The 17,841-nt window shown below is 36.9% G+C and carries 19 protein-coding genes; 2 read left to right on the forward strand and 17 right to left on the reverse strand.

Annotated elements, in window-relative coordinates:
• Positions 1–184: 184 nt before the first annotated feature.
• A complete protein-coding gene (locus MNO09_RS23855) occupies positions 185–2,071 on the forward strand; it encodes an LTA synthase family protein (protein WP_000941721.1) in 1,887 nt (628 codons plus the stop codon).
• Positions 2,072–2,253: 182 nt separating this feature from the next.
• Positions 2,254–2,955, forward strand: a complete 702-nt coding sequence (pssA, locus tag MNO09_RS23860) for a CDP-diacylglycerol--serine O-phosphatidyltransferase (protein WP_000285422.1) — start codon at positions 2,254–2,256, stop codon at positions 2,953–2,955.
• Between the two features lie 68 nt (positions 2,956–3,023).
• Here the strand turns inward: pssA and MNO09_RS23865 are convergent, their stop codons facing one another.
• The 17 genes from MNO09_RS23865 to ilvC form a co-directional block, all read right to left on the reverse strand.
• Positions 3,024–3,995, reverse strand: a complete 972-nt coding sequence (locus tag MNO09_RS23865) for an NAD(P)-dependent oxidoreductase (protein WP_001062816.1) — start codon at positions 3,993–3,995, stop codon at positions 3,024–3,026.
• A gap of 147 nt (positions 3,996–4,142) precedes the next feature.
• A complete protein-coding gene (locus tag MNO09_RS23870) occupies positions 4,143–4,319 on the reverse strand; it encodes a DUF4025 domain-containing protein (RefSeq protein ID WP_001118876.1) in 177 nt (58 codons plus the stop codon).
• Between the two features lie 67 nt (positions 4,320–4,386).
• Positions 4,387–5,406 (reverse strand): histidinol phosphate phosphatase domain-containing protein, encoded by a 1,020-nt coding sequence (locus MNO09_RS23875; protein WP_000861829.1) that lies wholly within the window; start codon positions 5,404–5,406, stop codon positions 4,387–4,389.
• 13 nt (positions 5,407–5,419) lie between these two features.
• Positions 5,420–5,743 (reverse strand): phosphoribosyl-ATP pyrophosphatase, encoded by a 324-nt coding sequence (hisI, locus tag MNO09_RS23880; protein WP_000426349.1) that lies wholly within the window; start codon positions 5,741–5,743, stop codon positions 5,420–5,422.
• Between the two features lie 10 nt (positions 5,744–5,753).
• Entirely contained in the window at positions 5,754–6,059 is a 306-nt protein-coding gene (gene hisI, locus MNO09_RS23885; RefSeq protein ID WP_000803973.1) for a phosphoribosyl-AMP cyclohydrolase, read from the reverse strand.
• On the reverse strand, positions 6,056–6,814 hold the full coding sequence (gene hisF / locus MNO09_RS23890; protein ID WP_088106968.1) for an imidazoleglycerol phosphate synthase cyclase subunit: 759 nt from the start codon (positions 6,812–6,814) through the stop codon (positions 6,056–6,058). Before hisF ends, hisI (MNO09_RS23885) begins: the two co-directional genes overlap by 4 nt.
• The gene (gene hisA / locus MNO09_RS23895; RefSeq protein WP_000402306.1) at positions 6,808–7,527 is read right to left on the reverse strand and encodes a 1-(5-phosphoribosyl)-5-[(5-phosphoribosylamino)methylideneamino]imidazole-4-carboxamide isomerase; all 720 of its coding nucleotides are present in this window, start codon (positions 7,525–7,527) and stop codon (positions 6,808–6,810) included. Before hisA ends, hisF begins: the two co-directional genes overlap by 7 nt.
• Entirely contained in the window at positions 7,500–8,129 is a 630-nt protein-coding gene (hisH, locus tag MNO09_RS23900) for an imidazole glycerol phosphate synthase subunit HisH (protein WP_000560364.1), read from the reverse strand. Before hisH ends, hisA begins: the two co-directional genes overlap by 28 nt.
• Positions 8,130–8,714: an imidazoleglycerol-phosphate dehydratase HisB gene (gene hisB / locus MNO09_RS23905; RefSeq protein WP_001206365.1), complete on the reverse strand. Its 585-nt coding sequence runs from the start codon at positions 8,712–8,714 to the stop codon at positions 8,130–8,132.
• Positions 8,714–10,003: a histidinol dehydrogenase gene (hisD, locus tag MNO09_RS23910; RefSeq protein ID WP_000406988.1), complete on the reverse strand. Its 1,290-nt coding sequence runs from the start codon at positions 10,001–10,003 to the stop codon at positions 8,714–8,716. Before hisD ends, hisB begins: the two co-directional genes overlap by 1 nt.
• Positions 10,004–10,014: 11 nt before the next feature.
• Positions 10,015–10,650, reverse strand: a complete 636-nt coding sequence (gene hisG, locus MNO09_RS23915; RefSeq protein ID WP_001244483.1) for an ATP phosphoribosyltransferase — start codon at positions 10,648–10,650, stop codon at positions 10,015–10,017.
• The gene (hisZ, locus tag MNO09_RS23920) at positions 10,626–11,888 is read right to left on the reverse strand and encodes an ATP phosphoribosyltransferase regulatory subunit (RefSeq protein WP_000170332.1); all 1,263 of its coding nucleotides are present in this window, start codon (positions 11,886–11,888) and stop codon (positions 10,626–10,628) included. The genes hisG and hisZ overlap by 25 nt, the downstream gene beginning before the upstream one ends.
• Before the next feature lie 308 nt (positions 11,889–12,196).
• Positions 12,197–12,778 carry a 3-isopropylmalate dehydratase small subunit gene (leuD, locus tag MNO09_RS23925; protein WP_000433136.1) on the reverse strand — a complete coding sequence of 194 codons (582 nt, stop codon included), beginning with the start codon at positions 12,776–12,778 and terminating at the stop codon, positions 12,197–12,199.
• Entirely contained in the window at positions 12,756–14,150 is a 1,395-nt protein-coding gene (gene leuC, locus MNO09_RS23930; RefSeq protein WP_070168574.1) for a 3-isopropylmalate dehydratase large subunit, read from the reverse strand. Before leuC ends, leuD begins: the two co-directional genes overlap by 23 nt.
• Positions 14,150–15,214, reverse strand: a complete 1,065-nt coding sequence (gene leuB, locus MNO09_RS23935; RefSeq protein WP_000415374.1) for a 3-isopropylmalate dehydrogenase — start codon at positions 15,212–15,214, stop codon at positions 14,150–14,152. Before leuB ends, leuC begins: the two co-directional genes overlap by 1 nt.
• Before the next feature lie 77 nt (positions 15,215–15,291).
• Positions 15,292–16,812, reverse strand: a complete 1,521-nt coding sequence (gene leuA, locus MNO09_RS23940) for a 2-isopropylmalate synthase (protein WP_088106967.1) — start codon at positions 16,810–16,812, stop codon at positions 15,292–15,294.
• A gap of 1 nt (position 16,813) precedes the next feature.
• Complete coding sequence (ilvC, locus tag MNO09_RS23945; RefSeq protein ID WP_097860084.1) at positions 16,814–17,830, reverse strand: ketol-acid reductoisomerase; 1,017 nt, start codon at positions 17,828–17,830, stop codon at positions 16,814–16,816.
• Between the last annotated feature and the right edge of the window lie 11 nt (positions 17,831–17,841).

A 17,841-nucleotide genomic window follows, 5' to 3' on the forward strand; every position in this document is an offset into this window, starting at 1 on the left:
TGTCTCCCACTGCCCTTTTTCTACTCAATTATTATAAAAAAGCCCACAACTCTCTTTTATTTTCGTATAATGATACTCATAGTATAATAAACATAATAACAAAGGACTGTTCGTATATATAAAATGAGGCGCTAACCAAACCGGCTCACAAGAACTGTCATGCTTTTTAGGAGAGGAGTATATTATGCTACAACGTCTGTTTCCAAAACTGCGATTTGCACTCGTTGCAGTCGTTTTATTATGGATAAAAACATATATTGTGTACAAGCTAGCATTTGATATTAAAATTGATAATTTCTTTGAAGAATTTATGCTTTTTATTAATCCGCTAGCTGCGTTACTTTTATTTTTCGGTTTTGCTTTACTTGCATCTAAGCACCGAAACCGCATTATAATTGGAATCAGTTTTATACTGTCCTTTATTTTATTTGGAAATGCAATGTTTTATGGGTTTTATAACGATTTCGTTACGTTCCCAGTTTTATTCCAAACAAATAATATGGCTGACTTAGGGACAAGTATAAAAGAACTCTTTACGTACAAAACATTACTTTTATTTGCAGATGCGATTATTTTAATGTTTCTTTCGCGTAAATTCCCAGCATTTTGTGACAAGACGCCGCTTTCTCGCACTGAGAAGCGAACTTTCTTTAGCGGTGTAACAGCTTTATTAGCACTACAAATTGTTGTTTCAGTTATTTATAAACCACAAATGTTCTCACGCTCATTTGATCGTCAAACTGTCGTGAAAAATTTAGGTTTATACACATATCATCTATTTGATATTACACTTCAATCTAAATCTTCAGCTGAACGTGTATTTGCAAGTGGTGACGGGTTCTCTGAAATTAAAAACTATACAGACTCAAAAGATAAGCAAGTTGATAAAAACTTATTTGGAGCTGCAAAAGGTAAAAATGTAATTTTGATTTCAATGGAATCTACACAAAGTTTTGTTATTAATAAAAAAATAAATGGAAAAGAAATTACTCCATTTTTAAATGAACTTATTAAAGATAGTTTTTATTTCGATAACTTCTATCATCAAACAGGACAAGGTAAAACTTCTGATGCTGAATTTATCGTTGAAAATTCACTTTATCCGTTAGACCGCGGTTCTGTATTCTTTACTCACGCAACAAATGAATATACAGCTACACCAGAACAATTAAAAAAATACGGATATTCTTCTGCTGTCTTCCATTCCAACGATAAAACGTTTTGGAATCGTGATGTAATGTATCCTGCACTTGGATATGATCGTTACTTTAATTTAAATGATTACGTAGGCACAGAACAAATGTCTGTCGGTTGGGGATTAAAAGATAAAGAGTTCTTTGAACAATCGATTCCAAAGCTAAAATCTTTACCACAACCGTTCTATACAAAATTTATTACTTTAACAAACCATTTTCCATTTCTTTTAAATCCAGAAGATCAATATGTTGATGAGTTTAATTCGGAAAGTGGTGTTGTAAACCGCTACTTCCCAACCGTTCGTTACACGGATGAATCTCTGAAATTATTTATTAAACAATTAAAAGACGAAGGACTGTATGATAATTCCGTTATTGTCATTTATGGAGATCATTATGGTATTTCTGAAAACCATAACACAGCTATGGCTCAGTTCCTTGGGAAAGACGCTATTACACCGTTTGATTCTATGCAATTACAACGCGTCCCTCTCATTATTCATGTACCTGGTCAAGAAGGAAAAGTCATTTCTAAAGTATCTGGTCAAATTGATATTAAACCAACACTACTTCATTTACTTGGTATTAAAACAAATCAATCAGTTGAATTTGGAACTGACCTATTTATTAAAGAAGAAGATCCACTTATGGTAATGCGTGATGGTAGCTTCGTTTCGGAAAACTATGTTTATACAAAAAACATGTGCTATAAACGAAATACAGGTGAAGAAGCGGATATTTCATTATGTCAACCAAATATCGAAAAAGCAAAAACTGAATTGAAACTCTCCGACAAACTCATTTATGGAGACTTATTACGTTTCGACCCTAACAATCGTTATAAAACCGGAACAATGACAACGAAATTTGAATAGCGCCAGAAGCAACTTTTATAAAAGTTGCTTCTTTTTTTACTTATTTTTCAAATCATTCCGCTATGAAATCTTTCACAAATTGGGAATTTTTTTCGTATGAGGAAGAAATTTATGGTATGATAAAATAAGTAAAATTTCATAAACTAATTAAGAATTTATTACAGAAAGCAAGGGATCAGATTTTGTATAGAGCAGCTATTCCAAACTTATTTACGCTCGGAAATTTATATAGTGGATTCTTATCTATCGGCTATGCATCTTTAGGATATTATAAATCAGCTGCTATTTTAGTACTTATCGGGATGATGTTAGATAGTCTTGATGGACGTGTTGCTCGTTTATTACGTGTTGATTCACAAATGGGAAAAGAACTTGACTCGCTGGCGGATGTCGTAACATTTGGTGCAGCACCTGCTGTTCTCATGTATTACACATCTTTCTCCAATTACGGAATCATCGGACTATACATAGCGGGACTATTCCCTCTTTTCGGAGCATACCGTTTAGCACGATTTAATGTAACACCATCTTCTACTTCAATGAAATATTTCACTGGCGTACCGATTACAGCAGCCGGAGGGCTTGTTGCTTTCTTAACATTATTTTCACATACCATTCCAAAAATCGTTCTTATTACAGTATTTGTAACGTTCGCATTTTTAATGGTGAGCCGTATTCGTATCCCAAGTTTAAAAGATGTACCAATTCCACGATATAGCATCATTATTACACTATTTTTAGTTGGAATCATTATAACAATGTACCAAACAGGGTTCGGTAATTTTTCTGTTTTCTTATTCATTGCTATTCCACTATATATTTTGTATATGCTATCTCAATTTCTTAGACAAAGACCATCTAAAAGAGCAAATAAAGAAAAATAAGAAAAACCTTCCGATTCCGGAAGGTTTCTTTTTATGCCGTAAAAGCCCACTCTCATTAAAGCTTCACTTTATTTTGTAACCAATACCTTTTGATTTACAGGTGTTACTGGCTCTTCACCGTTTAATACGGCTAAAATATTTCTTACTGCCATTTCAGCCATCGCATCACGCGTTTCGAACGTTGCGTTCCCTACGTGAGGAGCAAGTACTACATTCTTTAATCCTTTTAGCTCTTCTGTAATTTTCGGTTCAAATTCAAATACGTCAAGAGCTGCTCCTTCAATTTCATTCGTTTTTAATGCATGAGCAAGTGCCGCTTCATTCATAATTGGTCCACGTGAAGCATTTACAATATACGCTGTTTTCTTCATCATTTTAAACTGTTCATCATCAATCATATGATGCAATTTCGGATTATAAGCACAATTAATTGTAATAAAGTCTGCTGTTTGTAATAATTCTTCCAATGTTACATATGTTGCTTCCAGTTCACTTTCAGCTTCAGGCTTTCGATTTGGTCCTGTATATAAAACATTCATTCCAAACGCTTTCGCACGCTTTGCAACTGCCTTGCCGATTTCTCCAAGGCCAATAATTCCAATTGTTTTACCATGTACTTCACGGCCTAAGAAAAATAATGGTGCCCATCCATTAAATCCAGTTGTACGACATAATGTATCACCTTCAGGAATTCTACGTGCAGCTGCTAAAAGAAGTGCAAATGTTAATTCTGCTGTCGCTTCAGTTGATACTTTCGGTGTATTCGTTACCGCAATCCCTTTTTCTCCGGCATACGAGTAATCAATATTATCGTAACCAGCACCGTAGTTTGCAACAATCTTCAAATTAGGTGCCGCATCAATAACTTCTTTTGTCACCTTTGTAGAAAGTAGACTTAACAATGCATCTTTATCTTTTACACGATCTGTTAATTCATCTAAAGAAATTAACGCATCTTTATCGTACATTTCTACATCATGATCCTTTAATAGTTCTAATCCGATTGCTGGAATTTTCCCTGCTACTAATATTTTTGCCACTACTAACACCTCTTCTATAAAAAATAAGATATCTCTTATCTTTCATTGTAAGAAATCCACCTATAAAAACCAAGGAATTTGATCATAGTTTTGAAAATCGACATTTTTTACCCATAAGAAAAGAGGAGATCCATCTCTCCCCTTTTCTTACGCTTTCTCTTGCGATTCTTGTCCAAGCTTTGCATCGATCGTTCCTTCTGCAACTGTATCGCTAATTTGTTCCTCAATAACTGATTGAGATGTAGCATTCGTTTCAGAAGTATAAGCTTGTTGCTGTGCACCTTGTAAATCTTGTACATTTTGTTTATTTTGTTGTTTCGCCATTTCTTACCCTCCTTTTTATTCTTTCTTATTTTGAACAAAAAGGGTGGTTTTCATCAAAAAATCGTGATCATTTTGAAATTGTTACTTCTTCTTCCAGTAATCTCATCGTTCTTACTCGTTTCGTAAATGTAGCTATGTGAGAAATATCATGATTACGTAACGTCTTTATATTCTCTGCCACATATTTTCCTAAATCACTCGGATAATGAGCATCTGAGGAGAGAGTAACCGGAACGCCATGCTTAGCTAATACTTGTAAATATAGCGGACTCGGACACATTTCGCGTACAGGATAGCGATAGTACAATCCTGCATTTATTTCCGTTGCCGTATTTGTTTCTACTAACACACGCGCAATTTCCTTATAATAAGAAAGTTGTTCATTTTCATCTAACCGATAATTAAATACTTTTATGTTATCAAGATGAGCTATAATATCAAATAAATTAGAGCGAACTGCACACTCAACCGTTTTGAAAAACGTATCATATAAAGCATATAAGTCATGTTCCTTAAAATATTCTTTCGTATCTGGATTATCAAATCCCCAGCCATTTAAAAAATGAACAGAACCAATTACATAATCAAAATCTCCTAATGCGAGTAAAGATTGTAATTCTTGTTCACCACCAATAAAATAATCCGCTTCAATTCCAAGTTTAAGCGTAACACCTCTTTTACTCCACCGTTCTTTCGCCTCTTCAATTGCCTTTGTAAAATCATGTAGTGATGTTACCCTTACTTGGTCTAACCATTCCTTCTGTAAACGACCAAGCCTCGAATCACTAATATCGACATATCTTTCATAGTATTCTTTCGCTTCATAAAAACGGTATAAATGATCGACAATACCAACTTCTTTTATACCTTTTCGCAAAGCTTCTTCTAAATATAAATCAATCCATTTCGTTGTAAATGGCCCTTCTTTCACACGTCTTTGCAGGCGTTCTTGTGTTTTCACAAGCCATTCCATAGAATATTTTTCTTCTTTAAGTGGTTCATAATGTTGTAACACTTCATTTATTTTAGCTAGCCATCCTATTGAATATGGCCCTTCTTCTAAATGAATGTGATAATCCACCTTCATCTACATTTCCCCCTTATAATGTATCTATTTCACTTCTGTCCCCCACTCGCGAAAGCTTCCCATTTCTTTCTGTCACTTCCTCCATAACATCTTCTAATGATATATTTTTTTCAGCTAATAAAACAAAGCAGTGATACAATACATCAACCATTTCTTTCACTAATTCTTCTTTGTCATTATTTTTAGATGCGATAATTACTTCCGTGCATTCTTCACCAATTTTCTTTAAAATTTTATCTTCTCCTTTTGAAAATAAATAATTTGTATACGATTCAGGAAGTGGATTTCCCTTTCGTTCTTCAATTGTTTCAAAGAGTAATTTAAAGGCATTTTCCATATGTATCCCCCTATATAATTTGGTAGTGAAAACATGTTTTTTCTCCTGTATGACAAGCAGGTCCCACTTGCTTTACGACAACAACAATTGAATCTTGATCACAATCTAAATAAAGAGATTGCACATATTGGACATTTCCTGATGTTTCTCCTTTATTCCATAACAATTGTCTTGAACGAGAATAAAACCATGTTCTTTTCGTTTCTAGCGTTTTTTCATATGCTTCTTCATTCATATAAGCTAGCATTAAAACTTCTTTTGTCCCTTCTTCAATTACAACCGCTGGTAATAATCCTTTTGAAAAGTTAGGTTTCATAACCGCACCTCAACATTTTCATTTCTTAATTTTCTCTTTAAGTCCTGCACTGTCGCCTCACCATAATGAAAGATGGATGCCGCAAGTGCTGCATCAACTGTTGTCTTTTGAAAAACTTCTATAATGTGATCAACATGACCACATCCGCCTGACGCGATGACTGGTACGGAAACGCTTTTTGAAATTTCTTCTGTTAAACGAAGATCATACCCGTTTTTCGTTCCATCTGCATCCATACTCGTTAACAAAATTTCGCCTGCTCCTAGCTCCGCAACGCGTTTTGCCCACCCGATTGCATCCATCCCCGTATCAACTCTTCCGCCGTTCACATAAACATTCCACTTTTCTTCTGCTACTTTTCTAGCATCAATTGCTACGACAATACATTGTGAGCCAAAGTGTTCTGCCCCTTCTTCAATTAGCTTTGGATTTCGCACTGCCGCTGAGTTGATTGAAACTTTATCCGCTCCAGCTCTTAGTAAATTGTACATATCTTTAACACTTGAAATCCCCCCGCCAACTGTAAGAGGAATAAATACTTTCGAAGCTGTTTTTTCTACAACATCTATAATTGTTTTTCGTCCTTCATGCGTTGCCGTAATATCTAAAAATACAATTTCATCTGCTCCCGCCTCATTATATAAAGCGGCTATTTCAACAGGATCACCAACGTCTTGTAACCCTATAAAATTTACACCCTTTACGACTCGGCCCTCTTTTACATCTAGACATGGAATAATGCGTTTCGCTAACATAACTTTGTTACCTCTAACACTTCTTCTAAATCAATCGTTTTCTCATAAAGAGCCTTACCAATTATGACGCCGTATATATTCATATCATTTAATTTTTTCACATCTTGAATAGATGCCACTCCTCCAGAAGCAATAAGACGAATGCTCACGCTTTTTTGTAGTAACTCCAATTGCTCTAAATTCGGCCCTGCAAGTGTCCCGTCTTTCGAAATGTCTGTAAACACAATCGTTTGAACACCTACATTCTCCATTTGCTTTGCTAAATAAATGTAAGAAATTTCAGACACATCAAGCCAACCTCTCGTTGCTACGAAACCATTTTTCGCATCAATTCCAACAATGATTTTCTCTTTATATAGAAGAACCGCTTCTTCTAAAAATTCCTTATCATAAAGAGCAGCTGTTCCTAAAATCACTTTATCTACACCTACTGACAATAACTTCTCTACCGTTACAAGTGATCGAATTCCGCCTCCAACTTGCACAGGAATACGTACTGCCTTACAAATCCTTTCAATAACGAGCAAATTTACTGACTCACCAGCAATTGCGCCATCTAAATCAACAATGTGCAACTTTTTCGCTCCCAATTTTTCGAATATAATCGCTTGCGCAACCGGATCTTCATTCATTACTGTTTCTTTACTAAACTCTCCTTGATAAAGTCTAACGCATCGCCCCTCTTTTAAATCGATAGCTGGGAAGATTTCCATGCCTCTACCACCCCTTTGAAATTTTTCAACATTTGCATTCCAATGTCACCGCTTTTTTCAGGATGAAACTGTGCGCCGTATATATTTCCTTTTGCTACAAAACCAGGTACTTTCACTCCATATTCACTTATCCCATACACAATTTCATTTGGACAATCTGCATAATAAGAGTGAACATAATATACGAAAGAACCGTCCTCTACTCCATTCCAAAGTGCTATTTCTCCCTCTTTCTTTAACTCATTCCATCCCATATGTGGAATTTTATAAGGAACCTTTAACTTTCGAATAACACCTGGCAATAAACTTAATCCGTTACAGTCTTGTAGTTCCTCACTTTTTTCAAATAAAAGCTGCATCCCTAGGCAAATGCCCAGAAGCGGTTTTCCTGAACTCCCGACTTCTTTTAACACACGCACTAAATTTTTTTCTTCCAATACATCCATCGCTTTCGGAAATGCACCTACTCCTGGTAAGATTACTCCATCACTTCTAAAAATCTTTTCTTTATCACCCGTTACGATGTACTCTGCTCCAATATATTGTAATGCTTGTTCCACACTGCGAATATTTCCCATTCCATAATCTATAATAGCAATCAATTACAACATCCCTTTCGTGGAATTTACACCAGTAATGCTGGCATTTCTTTCGACCGCTTCTCTAAGCGCTCTACCAAACGCTTTAAATAACGCTTCAACTTTGTGATGTGTATTGCTTCCGTATAAAATGCGAGCGTGTAATGTAATATTGGCAGCATGAGCAACTGCTCTAAAAAATTCTTCTGTTAGTTCTGTATCAAAATCCCCTAGCTTCGGATTCGTTAATTCTCCTTGAAATACAATATATGAGCGCCCGCTAATATCAATTGCGACAAAACCTAAAGATTCATCCATCGGTACATATGCGGAGCCATAACGGTTAATCCCCTCTTTATTTTGCAATGCTTCTTTCAAACAATTTCCGAGTACAATTCCAACATCTTCAACTGTATGATGCGCATCAACGAATACATCGCCTTCCGCCTCCACTTGTAAACCGAATCTTCCATGCCTTGCAAATAAAGTTAGCATATGATCAAAAAATCCAACTCCCGTTTGTACAGAAACGTTCTTGCCTTCATCAAGCTGCAAACTTAATTTGATTTTTGTTTCTGTCGTTTCACGTATTTGACTGCACTCACGCATTATTCTTCCTCCTCAAATCTTATTTGAATTGCTCTCGCATGCGCATGTAACCCTTCTTTATTGGCAAGTTCTACAATATGATGTTGTACATCTCTTAACGCGTCCTCCGTATAAGACAGAAAGCTTGATTTTTTCACGAAATCATCGACTGATAACGGTGAGAAAAACCTTGCCGTTCCACTTGTCGGTAACACGTGATTCGGCCCTGCTAAATAATCACCGAGAGGTTCCGGTGCATATGGACCAAGAAAGATAGATCCTGCATGTTTCACATAAGCTAGAGCATTCATCGGTTCTTTTATATGTAACTCTAAATGTTCTGGAGCGATTTCATTCGATAATTGTAGCGCCTCATCTAAAGAAGGAACGATAAAGATAGCTCCATTTCTATTTATCGATTCACGTGCAATTTCGCTTCTTGGTAATGTTTCTAACTGTCTTTCTATCTCTCTTTCTACTTCTTTTGCTAACTCTATATTCGTTGTAATACAAATTGCTGTTGCTCTCTCGTCATGTTCTGCTTGCGATAATAAATCAGCAGCGATATATTTTGCATTACCGGTTTCATCAGCAATAACTACAATTTCTGACGGTCCAGCAATCATATCGATATTTACTATTCCGTATACTTCTCGTTTCGCCAGAGCGACATACAAATTTCCTGGTCCAACTATTTTATCCACTTTTGGAATCGATTCCGTCCCATATGCTAAAGCAGCAATTGCTTGCGCACCACCTATCGTATAAATTTCATCTACTCCTGCAAGGCTTGCAGCAACTAAAATATGTGGATCAATTCCTCCTTCTCTCGGCGGTGTTACCATTACAATCTTTTTCACACCAGCAAGTTTTGCTGGCAATACATTCATTAATACTGACGAAGGATACGAAGCAGTTCCGCCTGGCACATATACTCCTACATTTTCTAACGGCCGAATAATTTGTCCTCTAATGATGCCATTACTCGCACAATCGAATATGGATTGCCTTTTTTGCTTTTCGTGATATGAAATAATGTTTTTCTTCGCCTCTTGTAACGCTTCTAAAAATGAATTCTCTACAAACATACCCGCTCGTTTTATTTCTTCTTCACTTACACGAAACTCTTTAATCTCCACACCATCAAACTTTTTTGTATAAAAAGATAGAGCCTCATCCCTACTCTCCCTTACATTACGAACAATTTCGCTTACACTTCTTTGAACAGTTTCTTCTATTATATTAGCGTTTTCTCGTAGCAATTTTATTTTCGATAACGCCTTTTGAAAATCTTCACAAACAATCTCCATTACAAGTCCCCCTATTTTCCTGACAAAATTTCTTGCTCCATCATATTTATAATACTGAATATTTCGTCTTTTTTAGTTTTTAATGCAGCCTTATTTACAATCATTCGAGCAGATATAGAACACATTTCCTCAAATACAATGAGCCCATTTTCTTGTAATGTTTTTCCTGTTTCCACAATATCAACAATTGCATCTGCCAATCCAAGAATAGGAGCGATTTCTACCGAACCTTCTATTTTTATAATTTCTACATCCTCTCCTTTATCATGAAAATAGTTAGAAGTAATATGTGGATATTTCGTCGCAATACGTTTCTTCCGGTAACTCTTCGGATTATAAGTAGGAATAGAAGCAACACAAAACTTACATACGCCTACTCCTAAATCCAACATTTCATAAATATCTTTCTCATTTTCCATTAAAATATCTTTTCCAACGATCCCAATATCAGCTACTCCATGTTCTACATAAGTAGCAGCATCTACTGCTTTCACTAAAATAAATGAGACATCTGTATTTTTACTTTGAAAAACAAGCTTTCGTCCTTTATTTTTGAGCTCTGAACAATCAATTCCAATCTGCTCAAAGAGTGGAATCACATGTTTTTCTAATCTTCCTTTCGTTAACGCAATTTGAATGTTACGCATGAAGTTTCTCCTTCTTTCTGGACTACCCATTTCTCTTTCCATACATATTCCACTAATGATTCGTTCTTTGCCTCTACGACCGTTACTACTTTATTTTTTCTTGCAAATTGAAAGGTGTCATTTATATTAGAGAATAAAGATAGCTCTACTTTTTTTCCGTCCTTTTGAAGTAAATTTCGCAATCTTTCCGCTTCTGCTAATCTATTTAACTTATAATGAATGATAATATCTATTCTCTTTCTTTCATATGGTTCTTGCTGCTCTTGCAGCGCCTTCACAATTTGATTGACTTGCACCGCGAGTCCAACAGCCGGCAGCATCTCTCCAAAATTTCCAATTAACTCATCATATCTTCCGCCACTAACAATTTCTTCTCCAATTTCATATATATACCCTTTGAAAATAACTCCCGTATAGTAATCTAAATGTTGGATCATACCTAAATCAATTGATATGTAAGATCCATAGCCTAGTTTTTCAATTGCTTCATATATTTCTTTCACTCTTGCAATCGCCATTTTCATTTCATTACTTGAGGCGAGTTTTTCTGCTTCCTCAATCACTTCTAAATTCCCAAATAGCCTTGGTAATTTCTCAAGTAATCTTACTGTTTCATCACATCGATCTAATTTCTTTTCTCTAATAAAATTTGATAGAGCCGCATAATTTTTACTTTCAATGTATGTCCTAAGTACTCTCTCTTCTTCCTCATGAATGGAGAGTTTTTTTACAATACATTTATATAACTGCACTTGCCCAATCTCTATTGTAAAAGATTGCACCTTCACCTTTTGAAGTGATTGAATGACGCTTATGACGCATTCAATTTCAGCTCTTACGTTATCAATCCCTATAATTTCAATACCACTTTGTACAATTTCATTATATTTTCCAGTAAGGGACTCATTCGCCCGAAATACATTCCCGCCATACGTCAGTTTAAGCGGCGTATCCCACCTCTGCGTTCCCATCACTCTCGCTAAAGGAATTGTCATATCTGGACGTAACACGATAATCCGTCCCTTTTCATCAAAAAATTTATACATCTTTTCTTCATCTATCGGTCTATTTTGAAAGGCAAAAACATCATAAAATTCAATTGTAGGTGTCCTTATTTCCTCATAACCTCGCCCTAAAAAAGTACGTCTTAATTTTTGCTCCACTTCTTCAATTAACGTACATTCTTCGAATAAATAGTCTCTCGTTCCATTTGGGTTTGCCCGTTTCCATTTTGTCATCTAAATTCTCACACCTTTCCCTTTCTAATGTATGCCCATTTCATTCACCTAAACCGAAAATAAAAAGAGCCTTGTAGACAAAATACCTACAAGGCTCTTTAGTAGAGTGTAGGTACAACGGGAATAACCCTTGTGCCTACACGTTTTCACGCTAGGTTCAAGGGCTTTATGTATGATGATGTAGTTGTGTAAGCATTTTAATAGATTGCATGATATTCATAATACTTACTCCCTTTCTCCTCTGATTTTTACATAGTATATAATACTTAATTCTGAATGTAAATACATTTTGAACATTCCGTTATTTCTTAATATAAAGCTACTTTCCTTTCATACTCTACAATTTCTTGTTCATATTGCATCGTAATACTAATTTCGTCTAGACCATTTAATAATTTCTCTTTCCACATTTTCTCGATTGTAAAATGAAACCTGTGCGTACTCGTTGTAATTACTTCATTCTCTAAATCTACTTCTATTTGTTCTCTCGCATCCGTTTTGGCAAGTTGTTCTCGCATTTCTTTATCCATTACAATTGGTAAAATACCGTTTTTCATACAATTCATATAAAAAATATCTGCAAACCCGCCGGCGATAATAACGCGAAAACCATAATCAGCAAGCGCCCACGGAGCATGTTCTCTTGAAGAACCACAACCAAAATTATCACCTGTAATTAATATACTTGCTCCTTTTCTATTTTGTGCATTAAGCGGAAAATTAGGGTTTTCATGGCGGTTATTATCATAACGCCATTCATCGAATAAATATTTTCCAAATCCCGTCCTTTCAATTCTCTTTAAGTATTGCTTCGGAATAATTTGATCTGTATCAATGTTATCATTCATCAGTACTGCAGCAGTACCTTTATGAATATGAAATGGCTCCATCATAACTCTCCTTTCTAGTATCAACAAAATGACCGTATAACGCAGCTGCTGCCGCCATTGCTGGGCTAACTAAATGTGTTCGTGCCCCTTTTCCTTGTCTTCCTTCAAAATTACGATTTGAAGTCGAAGCACAATGTTCTCCTTCAGGTACTTGATCTGGATTCATTCCAAGACACATTGAACATCCAGGTTCTCTCCATTCAAATCCAGCTTCTTCAAATATGTGATGTAGCCCTTTTTGCATCGCAGCTTCCCTTACTCTTTTCGATCCAGGTACAACGAGCGCTCGCACACCTTCTTTTACCTTTCTCCCTTTCACAACAGATGCAGCAATTTCTAAATCAGAAAGCCTGGAATTTGTACAAGATCCAATGAAAACATGCTGAACAGGAATGTCATACGTGCTTTGTCCAGGGCTTAATCCCATATAAGAAAATGCTCTTTCGTCATTTGCATCCTGCTTTTCTGGCAATTTTTCATCAATACGAACACCCATACTCGGGTTGGTTCCCCACGTAACGTACGGTGCTAAATCCGTAACATCTATCGTAATATGTAAATCATAAATTGCATCTGAATCTGTATAAAGTTCAGACCATTTCTTCTCGAATGTTTCAAAGTCTTTCGGTGCATATTTACGTCCTTTTACATAAGCAAATGTTTTTTCATCTGGTGCTATAATACCAGCCTTTGCTCCTCCTTCAATTGCCATATTACAAAGCGTCATTCTCTCTTCCATCTCCATAGCCTCAATCGTCTCTCCGTAAAATTCCATTACATATCCAGTTCCAACTGCTACACCGTACTTTGAAAGGAAATGCAAAATAATATCTTTTGCGTAAACACCTTTCTGTAATTTTCCTTTTAACTCAATACCCATCGCTTTCGGCTTTCGTTGCCATAACGTTTGCGTTGCCAATACATGCTCCACTTCACTCGTACCAATGCCAAATGCTAGCGCGCCAAACGCACCATGCGTTGCTGTATGACTATCACCACAAACAATTGTTTTTCCTGGTTGTGTAAGTCCAAGTTCTGGTCCGATAACATGAACAATCCCTTGCTCTTCATCCCCGATATCCGCTAACGGCACCTGAAATTGTTTACAATTTTCCCGGAGTGTATCTAGTTGCTGTTTCGCAATGCGATCGGTAATATTCCAAACATCTTTCGTTGGAATATTATGATCCATCGTTGCGAATGTTAAATCAGATCTGCGAACCGTTCGATTTGTAAGCCGCAAGCCTTCAAAGGCTTGCGGTGACGTTACTTCATGAACAAGATGAAGATCGATATATAATAAATCTAATCCATTTTCGTTTGTCGTAACTACGTGTCTTTCCCAAAGTTTATCTAGCAGCCTTTTTCCCATTATCTCCCTCTCCCTACTAACGCTTGCTCTTCCATCTCTTGTATAACTGCCTTCGTAAATGAAGTTGTCGTCTCATCTCCTCCGATATCTACTGTACATTTTCCTAATTTAAGAACTGCAGATATCGCAGATTCAATTGCATTCCCTTCTCTCGTTAATTCAAATGATTGCCCAAGCATCATTGCAACAGAGCGCATCATTGCAATTGGATTCGCCTTATTTTTTCCGGCAATATCCGGCGCTGATCCGTGAATAGGCTCGTATAATGAAGGTCCCTTTTCTGCATGACTTGCTGATGGAAGCATTCCTAATGATCCCGCTAATACTGAAGCTTCGTCACTCAAAATATCCCCAAATAAGTTTTCCGTTACAATTACATCAAACCGTCCTGGATTCCGAATTAACTCCATCGCAGCTGCATCTACTAAAATATGTTCTAGTTCAACGTCTGGATAACGAAGTGCTACTTCTTCCGTAACAGTTCTCCATAGTTTACTAGATTCTAAAACATTCGCCTTATCAATAGATGTTACTTTTTTCTTCCGCTTACTCGCTAATTGAAAGGCATAAGAAACGATCCGTTCAATTTCATGACGATGATACGTAAGTGTATCTGTTGCTACTTCGTCCGTTCGTTCTTTCGGATAAGAAAAATAAATTCCACCTGTTAATTCACGAACGACAACGAAATCAATTTCATCAGCGTTTTTTAATGGCGATAAATGTGCCGTTGCGCTTTCTACCGTTACAGGGCGAACATTTGCAAATACTCCAAGCCCTTTTCTTAGAGCTAATAATCCTTTCTCTGGTCTTTCCTTCGCGCTATCCCACCTTGGTCCACCAACCGCTCCAAGTAAAACCGCATCACTTGCTAAACAAGCGGCAAGCGTTCGTTGCGGTAATGGTTGCCCATTTAAATCGATAGCACTCCCGCCAAAATACTCATCTTGCAAATGAAAATGATGCCCATATAACCTCTCTACCATATGCAATACTTCCTTCGCACTTTCCATAACTTCTGGGCCAACACCATCACCAGCTAAACAAACGATACGTTTTTCCAATTTCAACACTCCTTTTAACTGAATTTTCAGAACTTTAATTTGATAGGTGAGGAAGGCTTCTCTCACCTATCAAACACTTATTTCACAAGCTGGATAAAAGATTTCAATTTCCCTGCTGCATGGACATATGCTCTCGCCGAAGCTTCCAATACGTCTTGTGCAACACCAAAACCTGATACTTGATGCGTTCCTTCTTTTAATTCAACATGAACATGAGCCAGTGCATCTTGACCTTGTGTAATAGATTGTATGCGATAATCCGCCAATTCACATTCTAATCCTAAAATTCTTTGGATTGCATTATAAATCGCCTCAATACTACCAGAACCAGTGGCTGCATCTTCGTATACATTTCCTTCTTCGTCTTTTAGCACAACTGTCGCGCATTGTGTACTATTTGATACAAAATGTACTTGTAGTTGCGTAATGTTATATTGCTGAGCCGCAAATGCTGATTCCCCAAGCATAAGTGCACGTAAATCTTCCTCAGTAATTTCCTTCTTACGATCAGCTAATTTTTTAAAGGCTTCAAACACCGCATCTCGTTCTTCCTTTGTAAATTCATAACCAAGCTCTTTCATTTTTTCTGTAAACGCGTGACGTCCAGAATGTTTTCCAAGTACGAATAGATTTTGAGATTCGCCTACTAGCTCTGGTTCAATAATCTCATACGTTGTCACTTCTTTTAATACACCATCTTGATGAATTCCTGATTCATGAGCAAATGCATTCGCTCCAACAATCGCTTTATTTTTCGGTACAACCATACCGGTTAATCTGCTTACTAATGTACTCGTCGCTTTAATCTCTTTTAGCGTCATAGAAGACTCCGCTTTATAGAGATCTTTTCTAATATGAAGAGCAACTGCGACTTCTTCTAACGCCGCATTCCCTGCTCTTTCTCCAATTCCATTAATTGTTCCTTCTACTTGCAACGCTCCGCCTTCAACCGCAGCTAATGAATTCGCTACTGCCATCCCAAGATCATCGTGACAATGACAAGAGAAAATTGCTTTTTCATATGAAGGAACGGATTCTTGTAAGTATTTAAAAAGAGAATAATATTCTTCTGGATTCGTATATCCAACTGTATCTGGAATATTAATTACATTCGCTCCTGCACGAATCGCAACTTCAACTGCTTCAGCTAAAAAAGCTTTTGCTGTTCTTGTCGCATCTTCTGTTGAAAATTGTACTGTCGGAAATAATGATTTCCCGAGTGTAACCGAGCGGTGAATACTATCTAATACATCTTCTTTTGACATACAAAGTTTATATTTCATATGAATATCACTTGTAGCTAAAAATACGTGTAGACGAGGAGATACAGCACCTTTCACCGCTTCATATGCTCTTCGAATATCACTTTCTTTCGCTCTAGCTAAACTCATAACTGTAGCATTTTGAATGGTATTTGCGATGCGTTTTACCGATTGAAAATCCCCTTCGGAAGCTGCTGCAAAACCAGCTTCCATGACATTAATACCTAGTCTCTCTAATTGCCTTGCAATTTGCAATTTCTCTTGTTCATTTAAATTCACTCCTGGTGATTGTTCGCCATCACGTAGCGTCGTATCCATGAACAAAATCTGCTTCATATTATTTAACCCCTGCCTTTACTCGCGGCTGTACAAACGGCATCATTTCACGTAATTTACGTCCAACTACTTCGATTTCGTGTTCATTCTCTTTCTCATTTGTCGCATGGAAATTTGGTTTTCCTGCTTTATGCTCTGCAATCCAGCCTCTTGCAAATGTACCATCTTGAATTTCTGCTAGCACTGCACCCATCGCTTTCTTCGTATCTTCCGTAACAACGCGTGGGCCTGATACGAAGTCGCCCCACTGCGCTGTATCTGAAACTGAATATCTCATATTTTCAAGTCCGCCTTCATACATAAGGTCAACGATTAGTTTTAGTTCATGTAAACATTCAAAATATGCAAGTTCCGGTTGATAACCGGCATCAACTAACGTTTCAAATCCAGCTTTTACTAGTGCAGTTACTCCGCCGCAAAGCACAGCTTGCTCTCCAAATAAATCTGTTTCTGTTTCTTCTTTAAACGTCGTTTCTAATACACCGGCTCTCGTCGCTCCAATTCCATCAGCATAAGAAAGTGCCTTTTCAGTCGCAACTCCTGTTGCATCTTGGTATACTGCAAATAATGCAGGAACAGCTCCGCCTTCAGTAAACGTACGGCGTACGAGATGACCTGGCCCTTTTGGTGCTACTAGAAATACATCTACATTAGCTGGCGGTTTCACTTGATCAAAGTGAACATTAAATCCGTGAGCAAAAACGAGAGAATTTCCTGCCTTTAAATTTGGCGCAATTTCCGCTTCATATACTTCTGGCTGCAGTTCATCCGGTAGTAGAATCATTACTACATCAGCTTTTTCCGCTGCTTCTGCTACTGTATATACAGAAAATCCATCTTCTTTCGCTTTATCCCAAGAGTTCCCTTTTCTTAAACCTACTACTACATCAAATCCGTTATCACGTAAGTTTTGTGCATGTGCATGACCTTGCGAGCCATATCCAATGATTGCTACTCTCTTTTCTTTTAATACATTTACCGTTACATCTTTCTCATAATAAACTTTTGTCATTTTCATTTCCCCCTATA

Source organism: Bacillus sp. N5-665 (assembly GCF_022637375.2).
Taxonomy (GTDB): Bacteria; Bacillota; Bacilli; order Bacillales; family Bacillaceae_G; genus Bacillus_A; species Bacillus_A wiedmannii.

Excerpts from the sequence above, each read along its gene's own strand:
- MNO09_RS23855 (WP_000941721.1), top strand. The coding sequence starts at position 185 with ATGCTACAACGTCTGTTTCCAAAACTGCGATTTGCACTCGTTGCAGTC.
- MNO09_RS23870 (WP_001118876.1), bottom strand. The coding sequence starts at position 4,319 with ATGGCGAAACAACAAAATAAACAAAATGTACAAGATTTACAAGGTGCA.
- MNO09_RS23875 (WP_000861829.1), bottom strand. The coding sequence starts at position 5,406 with ATGAAGGTGGATTATCACATTCATTTAGAAGAAGGGCCATATTCAATA.
- hisI (WP_000426349.1), bottom strand. The coding sequence starts at position 5,743 with ATGGAAAATGCCTTTAAATTACTCTTTGAAACAATTGAAGAACGAAAG.
- hisI (WP_000803973.1), bottom strand. The coding sequence starts at position 6,059 with ATGAAACCTAACTTTTCAAAAGGATTATTACCAGCGGTTGTAATTGAA.
- hisF (WP_088106968.1), bottom strand. The coding sequence starts at position 6,814 with ATGTTAGCGAAACGCATTATTCCATGTCTAGATGTAAAAGAGGGCCGA.
- hisA (WP_000402306.1), bottom strand. The coding sequence starts at position 7,527 with ATGGAAATCTTCCCAGCTATCGATTTAAAAGAGGGGCGATGCGTTAGA.
- hisB (WP_001206365.1), bottom strand. The coding sequence starts at position 8,714 with ATGCGTGAGTGCAGTCAAATACGTGAAACGACAGAAACAAAAATCAAA.
- hisD (WP_000406988.1), bottom strand. The coding sequence starts at position 10,003 with ATGGAGATTGTTTGTGAAGATTTTCAAAAGGCGTTATCGAAAATAAAA.
- hisG (WP_001244483.1), bottom strand. The coding sequence starts at position 10,650 with ATGCGTAACATTCAAATTGCGTTAACGAAAGGAAGATTAGAAAAACAT.
- hisZ (WP_000170332.1), bottom strand. The coding sequence starts at position 11,888 with ATGACAAAATGGAAACGGGCAAACCCAAATGGAACGAGAGACTATTTA.
- leuD (WP_000433136.1), bottom strand. The coding sequence starts at position 12,778 with ATGGAGCCATTTCATATTCATAAAGGTACTGCTGCAGTACTGATGAAT.
- leuC (WP_070168574.1), bottom strand. The coding sequence starts at position 14,150 with ATGGGAAAAAGGCTGCTAGATAAACTTTGGGAAAGACACGTAGTTACG.
- leuA (WP_088106967.1), bottom strand. The coding sequence starts at position 16,812 with ATGAAGCAGATTTTGTTCATGGATACGACGCTACGTGATGGCGAACAA.
- ilvC (WP_097860084.1), bottom strand. The coding sequence starts at position 17,830 with ATGAAAATGACAAAAGTTTATTATGAGAAAGATGTAACGGTAAATGTA.